A 7,738-nucleotide genomic window follows, 5' to 3' on the forward strand; every position below is an offset into this window, starting at 1 on the left:
ATTCATTAGTACAGCTGCATGCAAGAGCGGCCGAATCCATACGGCGGTTTCCCTGCGTTTCATGGCGTTTCCATCGTTCTGGATTTTGTTTTACCCTCTGCACATAGAAAAACGACCGCGATTTCGGACTGTTCCGGGTCGCGGTCGTTTTGCGTTCGAATGGGCGTTTAATCTTTTCGTTTTAGCCGATGCGGGCTTCGAGACGGCGGCCAATCGCCTGCAGGAACTCGGTCGAGTTCAGCTTAGTGGCCGGACGGTCGCAGAGCGCGACCAGATCGCCGGTCATTTCGCCGTCTTCAATCGTCTGCAGCGTCGCTTCTTCGAGATCGTCCGCAAAATGAATCAGTTCGGGAATCTCGTCGAATTCCGCGCGTTTGCGCAGCGCACCGCTCCAGGCAAAAATGGTAGCCACCGGGTTGGTGGACGTTTCTTCGCCTTTGAGATAGCGATAGTAATGCCGGGTGACGGTACCGTGTGCAGCTTCGTATTCGTAGTTGCCGTCCGGAGAAACCAGAACGGACGTCATCATGGCCAGCGAGCCAAACGCGGTGGAAACCATATCGGACATGACATCGCCGTCGTAGTTTTTGCACGCCCAGATAAAGCCGCCTTTCGAGCGGATGACACGGGCAACCGCGTCATCGATCAGCGTGTAAAAATACTCAATTCCAGCCGCTTCAAACCGGGCCCGGTATTCCTGGTCGTACACTTCCTGGAAAATATCCTTGAAGCGGTGATCGTACTTTTTCGAAATCGTATCCTTTGTGGAAAACCAGAGATCCTGTCTGGCGGACAGCGCAAATTCAAAGCAGCTGCGCGCGAAGGAATAAATGGAAGAATCCTTGTTGAACTGACCCTGCAAAACGCCCAGGCCTTCAAAACGGGCAATTTCTTCTTCGATTTCAATGCCGGAATCGCCGGTAAAGACAAGACGGGCTACGCCGGGTTCTTCTACGCGGATTTCCGAAGCCCGGTACACGTCGCCAAAAGCGTGACGGGCAATCGTGATCGGCTTTTCCCAGGTGCGAACAGCCGGCTTAATGGAGCTGACCATGATCGGCGTACGGAAGACGGTTCCATCCAGAATGGCACGGATCGTACCGTTCGGCGATTTCCACATTTCGGAAAGGCCGTATTCTTCAACCCTCTGCTTATTGGGGGTAATGGTCGCACACTTGACGCTGACGCCGTATTTTTTGTTAGCCAGCGCTGCATCGATGGTGACCTGATCCTTCGTCGCTTCCCGGTTGACCAGGGAAAGGTCGTAGTACTCGCTCTTCAGATCCACGTACGGAAGAATCAGGATCTCCTTAATCTGAGACCACAGTACGCGGGTCATTTCATCGCCGTCCATTTCGACCAGCGGTATTTTCATCTGAATTTTCATAAATTTTCCTCACAACGCATTTATTCTAATCAGAGTGAAAATGGTTTTCAAACCTGCCGGGGCCGGTTCCATTGTTTCGACTGGCTTTCCATGGGTTTTGAGTACTCTTTTCCAAAATACAAAAAGCGGGCCGTTCTGGTCCGCCTTTCTTTTCCTGAGATTAAACGTCTGTTTTCGGACTGGATCGCCTACGTAAAGAGAATGCCAAGCGTGATGGCGAAGAGCGCAAAGCTGATAATGGCTGCGATCATCCATCCGGTTTTTACCTTTTTCAAAGAAGCGACTTCTTCTTTGAGAAGTTCGATTTCATTTCGTTCCAGATCCTTTTCCATTTTGGTTTTCGGCTCGGCCATATACTCTCCCCGCTTTCCGTTTTTTCGTTCTGTATGCATTCCAGCAGATCTTCGATTGGAAGGTCCGCAGGACGGATTGGAAAGATCCTTTTTGCAAACTTGTCTTCGCTCATTTTACCATGATTCGGGGGCGCCCTTACGGACACGATCGAAAGTCTGCCCGGCAATGCCTTCCTGATCTCCCCGCTGCGCGTTTCCGCCCACAGGAAAAGACGGTCCGAAGACCGTCTCTTTTCTTGTGGGAGCAGTGAGATCGCTATTCCTGCGCTTCCTCTTCCTCTTCGGATTCTTCTGAAGCAGAAGAAGGTTTGTGCAGGGTAAGAATATACGTTCCGTCTGCGGGGAGTTCTTCATCTTCCTTGGGCTCGCCGATAATCTCGAGCTCACAGGGATATCCCATGGATTCAAGGGTATCGAGAAGCCCCTGTTTGCCAAGCTGTTTGGTAATGCGGTAGCCACAGGCACAGTTTCCATACTGTTCCAGGCAGGAAATGATCCAGGCTGGGATCTTGCTTGAACTTGAAGTGGACATGATCTGACCTCCTGTTAATTTGTGTTCGGACTTGCGTGTCGTGTTAAGTGTACCCCACATTGAAGAAAAACCGGACAGAAAGAAACGCAATTCTGTCCGGCACTGGGGATTTCAGAATGAGAAAATATTACTTCTCGAGAATCTCGATCAGTTTTGGATAGTAGTCGTAACGGCCGTCAATGACGCGGAGCGCATCGCGGACGATGCCTTTGGCTCTCTGCAGATCGAAGGATTCGTAAACGCTGGCGAAGCGGTAGTAAATCTGATCCTTGAGCTGGTTCTCACGCAGAACGTAAGAGTAGCCGTCGTTTCCTCTGGCGTAGTCGCCGTGCTTGATGTACAGGTCGGCGATATCCATGAGGGCGCGGTTCTGCCAGGACGCCAGGTCTTCAAACTGAGCCATGACGCCATAGAGGAAGCCTTCGTAGTACTTCACATCGTTGTACTGCCAGCCGGCCAGGATCGTGTAGGCAACGGTCATGAAGCGGTCGAGCAGGCCGTGAAGATCCGCCGGGATAATGGTTTCCATTTCTTCGAGGGATTCGATGCCGTTCTGCTGGGCATAGACGAGAACCTGACGTACATCATCGAACAGATCCTTGTAAATGGCGGAGTCGTTGATGCCTTCGTTGATCAGCATGCGATCGACATCCTTCGCGATCTTTTCAGCAAGCTTGCGGTTGTCTTCGGCTTTATTCGGAATACGGGCAGCCAGACGGTCGCAGAGGTATTCGATCACGTTTTTCGAGAATCCGTCGACTTCGAATACGTATTTCTTTTCGGTCTTGTCGGCGAGTTTTTCGTACGCGTCTACGGCTTCTTCAATGCTCTTGGCACGGGTGAGTTCGCCAAGCAGCGTATCGAGATCCATATCGACGCCTACAGCGGACATCATATCCATGAGCGTATTGTCATCGAGCGTATCGTAGAACGCTTTTTCTTCCGCGCTCATATGTGTGATAGCGGCTTTGGCAGCGCCTTTGGCCGGGCGCACTTTGGAAGCGAGCACTTTACGGCTGGCCATAGCGGCTTCTTCACAGCGTTTGGCGGCAGTTTCCGGATCCATGTTGGATACAATTTCCGGAATCAGCTTGTTAATGGCTTCCGCAGCGGCTTCCTTGTCGGTTTTTTCGACTTTCTTAGCAGCTTTGCGTGCCGGTTTCTTAAAGGTTTTCCTGGCTTCGGCAGAATCCTTGGCGCTGCGGGCAGCGAGGTTTACCTGACCGAACGTATGGGCAGCCGCTTTGGCCGCGAGCACTTTACGGCTTGCGTCTTCTGCGCGGACTGGAGTTTCTTCTGCGGTGAGTTTCGCGACGCCTTCCATGACTTCCACGCCGGCTTTTACTTCGGCGCCTGTGGCGTTCAGACCGGCTTCGATCTGCGCTTTCGTCTGATCGCTCTGACTTTCTTCATACGCTTCTACGACAGCGGCAGATGCTTTGGCAGCTTTCTTTGTCGTTTTCTTAGCGGGGGCTTTCTTTTCAGCAGCCTTTTTTGCGGGGGCTTTTTTTGTTTTTGGAGCAGCTTTCTTCTCGGCCAGGGCGTCAATGCCTTCCATGATTTTTACACCGTCTGCGGCTTCATCAGCAATAACGGTTTCCGCAGCGACTTTTTTGGCTTCCGCTGCGATGCCTTCCATAACTTCCACGCCGGCCTTGGTTTCTTCAGCGAGAACTTTTTTGGCAGCATTCACTTCGGCAACGGTCTGATCGCTTGCGGCAACAGCTTTTTCTGCCACCTTTTCCTGCTGTTTGTCTACGATGGCATCTACAGCCTTTTCGTAGGCAACGCCGCCTGCGGTTTCGGCCTTGAGCATATCAATGTTCGCATTGATTTCTGCCTGGGTCTGATCGCTGTTTTCCACGAGAGCCGGTTTTGCGGCTTTCTTGGCAGCCGTCTTTTTCGCGGCTGGTTTTGCCTTTTCAGCAGCAGCTTTCTTTGCTGGCGCTTTTGCGGCTTTTACAGGTTTTTTATCGGAATCTGCGGCTTCCTTGGCAGATGCTTTTGCGGGAGCTTTTCTGGAAGCTGCCGGTTTTGCGGGGGTGCTTTTCTTCGAAGCGGCACTCGCTTTTGCGGCAGGCTCTGGTTTTACAATTTCTTCAGTGCTGTTCGCAGCTGTATCTTTTTTGGACATACGTAGCCTCCAATCCATTCTTTCCTTATTAGTATATCATTCTCGCCATTTTTGCACTCTCACATGAACAAATCGCAAAAGCGCGAAACGCCTTTCTTTATCGGCCGGATCGCCCGTCCGTACCGCTGCAAACTCCCGTTTTCACAAACCGCTTCTGGGGTTTTGCGCACCGGGGGACTTGCAGTATGTTTTTACAGGCGTGATGCGAAAAGCATACAGAACGTCATTGTACCGTGAAAGATTATTTTTTCCTACAAAATGGTTCAAGGGCATCTTTAAGCTTGCTTTAAAACAGAGCGATATACTGAAACCATCAAAGATAACCAAGGAAAAAATTCATATCGAAAAGGAGTTTAGTATGGCAAATAACACACCCCCAAGAGTACCGAACAGAAAGTCTTCCAACCGTAAGATTTACACCAGTGTAGCGGTCATCGGCCTTTGCACGGTTCTTCTTTCCGGCGCGGCAGGCTTTGCGGGTTCCTATTTTGGAAATGCGGCAAGCCAGCCTTCGCAGCCGGCTTATAAAACTTCGGACAATACCGCAAATTCGTCCTCGAACGGTTCAACCTCGACAGCCGGCTACACCGTAACCGATGTATCGGATGTTGTGGCCAGGCTCCGTCCTTCCGTTGTGGAAATTACGACGGAATCGGTAAGCTCCGGCAACTCCATCTTCGGCCAGTACACCGCGCAGGGCGCCGGATCGGGCGTTATCCTGAGCGAAGACGGCTACATCGTTACCAACAACCACGTTGTGGAAGATGCGGATACGATTACCGTTAAGACCTTTGACGGCAAGGAATACCCGGCTACCCTTTGCGGCACCGACCCGCAGACGGATATCGCCGTCATCAAAATCGATGCGCAGGGCCTTTCGGCAGCCACCATCGGCAATTCCGATGACATTAAAGTCGGCGAAGCGACAATCGCGATCGGCAATCCGCTCGGCTCGCTGGGCGGCACTGTTACAACCGGCATCATTTCCGCAGTCGGCCGTGAAATCACGATTGAAAACGAAACGATGACGCTGCTCCAGACCGACGCGGCCATCAACCCGGGCAACTCGGGCGGCGGTCTGTTCGATGCCAACGGCAATCTGATCGGCATTGTCAACGCCAAGCAGTCCGATACCGGTATTGAAGGTCTTGGCTTCGCCATTCCAATCAGCGATGTCACCAACGTCATTGACGATCTCATCAGCAACGGTAAAGTCACTTCCCGTCCAGTTCTGAATGTCAGCCTGCAGGACATCACCGACAGCTACTTCAACTACAACTCGCTTGATCCAGGCGTATACGTTGTACAGATCGTTCCGGGCGGAACCGCAGATGCCGGCGGCGTGAAATACGGCGACAAGATTATCTCGTTTGACGGCGAAGAAATTTCTTCTTCCTCGGATGTACGCAACATCCTCAAACGCCATAAAATCGGCGATGAAGTTGAAATTGTCGTTGAACGCGACGGCCAGCAGCAGACGCTGAAGCTCACGCTCCAGGGCCCCGCAGACTAACCCTTCCCTTTACATAAACCCTGCTGTTCATCCCTTCCTGCCATTGGCGGCTATGCGCTGCCAATGGCTTTTTTCTTTGACCCGCTTTGATCGGTTCTGAATGCATTTGACCTGCAGCAGCCTTCCTTCCCGAATCTCCTCAATTGTCTTTGTTCGGACAATTCCTTTTTCGACCTGTGCAGAAATTTTATCGGGAAGTGTTGTTTTTTACTCACTGGGCAAGCGCTTATCATTTCCCGGAAATCCACTGAATTGTGAATTATTTCACGTTTCGTGTCGTTCCGTCGGGCACTTGGACGATCAGAAGTTTGTCCGGACTTATAATGGAGTCAGTAATTAAGGGAGGTTAACTCATGGCAGACAATCTGATTTCAAAACGAAGAATTATGCTGGTCGGAACCGGCTTTGTCGGAATGTCCTTCGCCTATTCCATGCTTCATGAAAAAGGAATCGACGAAATGGTTCTGGTGGACGTGAATGCGGACAAGGCGAAAGGCGAAGCCATGGACCTGACCGACGGTCTGGTTTATGCCGACACAAAAATGAAAGTCTACTCCGGCTCCTACGCGGATGCGGAATACTGCAACGTGGTCGTTCTGACCGCCGGCGCAGCGCAGCGTCCGGGACAGTCCCGTCTGGAACTGGTAAAAATTAATGCGCAGATCACCAAAGGGGTTTGCGAAGAACTGAAGAAAAACAAATTCAACGGCATTCTGCTCGTTGCCAACAACCCGGTCGACATCATGACGTACGTCGCCTGGAAAGCGTCCGGGCTGCCGAAGGAACACGTCATTGGTTCCGGTACCATTCTCGATACCGCGCGCCTGCGAGTAGAACTCGGCGATGAACTGGGCTTTGCGCCATCCAATATTCACGCCTACATTCTGGGCGAACACGGCGACTCGTCCTTCATCAGCTGGACCAACAGCTACATCGGATGCAAGTCCCTGCTCGAATACCTCGATGAAAAGAACATTTCTCTCGCCCGTCTGCAGACTATTTATGAAGACGTCCGCGATAAGGCGTACAAAATCATTGATCTGAAAAAAGCAACGTATTACGGAATCGGCCTGGCTTTGCGCCGAATCGTTACGGCGATCCTCAACAACGAGCGCTGCATTCTCCCCGTTTCTTCCTATCAGAACGGCGAATACGGCAAGTCCGGCTACTTCATCGGTACGCCAACCGTCATTGGATCCGACGGAGCGACGCAGATTCTGACGCTGCCGTTAAACGAAAACGATCAGAATCGCTTCAACAATTCGTTCGATACGCTGGTCAAGACCATTCAGGAAAACCTGGGCGACATCATCGATCTCAACGACTAAACGCATGAGCTGAATCCAGCGGTTCATGATTCATTCCCTGTTCCATCCAAATCACAAGTTCACTATCCATAAAGTCAGACAGGCCGTCTCTTTCGAAAAGAGGCGGCCTGTTTCTGCATACAGCGCTATGAATGATTTGGGGATCCCTTCGTTCAGTTTTCCTGAATGTACAGCCGGCTGCTGCGCGGGAATTCCCGGGCAAAGGCTTCCTTGAGAAGTTTCTTATAGCCGTCAGCAGGCAGTTCGATTTCCTGATGAAGATAGCCGTCTTCAACAAGAAGAAACTGACCGTTTTCTTTTTTCAGGCAGACCGAGCGGTCCTTTTTAAACGTGAGAAGGCGAAGCGAGGAAAGCCGGCTCGATTTGGGAGCGTTCATCCATTTCACCTGTGCTTCACGTACGGAAATCATTTTCATGACGCTTCCCCTTTCAAAAAGGAATCCATCTCCTGCGTGAACTCTTTTTTCAGAAGCGTTCCGGAAAGATAGAGA

At 51.3% G+C, this 7,738-nt stretch carries 7 protein-coding genes; 2 read left to right on the plus strand and 5 right to left on the minus strand.

The annotated features are described in order from the left end of the window. Positions 1 to 181: 181 nt before the first annotated feature. The 4 genes from ACLUYS_RS08460 to ACLUYS_RS08475 all read right to left on the minus strand — a co-directional run bounded on the left by ACLUYS_RS08460 (position 182) and on the right by ACLUYS_RS08475 (position 4,406). Entirely contained in the window at positions 182 to 1,387 is a 1,206-nt protein-coding gene (locus ACLUYS_RS08460) for an NADP-dependent isocitrate dehydrogenase (protein WP_230267471.1), read from the minus strand. Positions 1,388 to 1,575: 188 nt separating this feature from the next. Next, a complete protein-coding gene (locus tag ACLUYS_RS08465) occupies positions 1,576 to 1,740 on the minus strand; it encodes a hypothetical protein (protein WP_412659597.1) in 165 nt (54 codons plus the stop codon). Between the two features lie 256 nt (positions 1,741 to 1,996). Continuing rightward, positions 1,997 to 2,272 (minus strand): hypothetical protein, encoded by a 276-nt coding sequence (locus ACLUYS_RS08470; RefSeq protein ID WP_230267474.1) that lies wholly within the window; start codon positions 2,270 to 2,272, stop codon positions 1,997 to 1,999. Between the two features lie 127 nt (positions 2,273 to 2,399). Then, on the minus strand, positions 2,400 to 4,406 hold the full coding sequence (locus ACLUYS_RS08475) for a hypothetical protein (protein ID WP_412659598.1): 2,007 nt from the start codon (positions 4,404 to 4,406) through the stop codon (positions 2,400 to 2,402). Positions 4,407 to 4,764: 358 nt separating this feature from the next. On the opposite strand from ACLUYS_RS08475, the gene ACLUYS_RS08480 reads away from it, so the two are divergent. Together ACLUYS_RS08480 and ACLUYS_RS08485 are read left to right on the plus strand one after the other, a co-directional pair. After that, positions 4,765 to 5,919 (plus strand): S1C family serine protease, encoded by a 1,155-nt coding sequence (locus ACLUYS_RS08480; protein WP_230267478.1) that lies wholly within the window; start codon positions 4,765 to 4,767, stop codon positions 5,917 to 5,919. A 353-nt stretch (positions 5,920 to 6,272) separates the two neighbouring features. Beyond that, positions 6,273 to 7,247, plus strand: a complete 975-nt coding sequence (locus ACLUYS_RS08485; RefSeq protein ID WP_412659599.1) for an L-lactate dehydrogenase — start codon at positions 6,273 to 6,275, stop codon at positions 7,245 to 7,247. A gap of 152 nt (positions 7,248 to 7,399) precedes the next feature. Here ACLUYS_RS08485 and ACLUYS_RS08490 read toward each other — a convergent pair whose 3' ends face one another. Next, on the minus strand, positions 7,400 to 7,663 hold the full coding sequence (locus ACLUYS_RS08490; RefSeq protein ID WP_288339958.1) for a hypothetical protein: 264 nt from the start codon (positions 7,661 to 7,663) through the stop codon (positions 7,400 to 7,402). Positions 7,664 to 7,738: the final 75 nt, after the last annotated feature.

It is taken from the genome of Allobaculum sp., from assembly GCF_047010065.1.
Lineage (GTDB): Bacteria > Bacillota_I > Bacilli_A > Erysipelotrichales > Erysipelotrichaceae > Allobaculum > Allobaculum fili.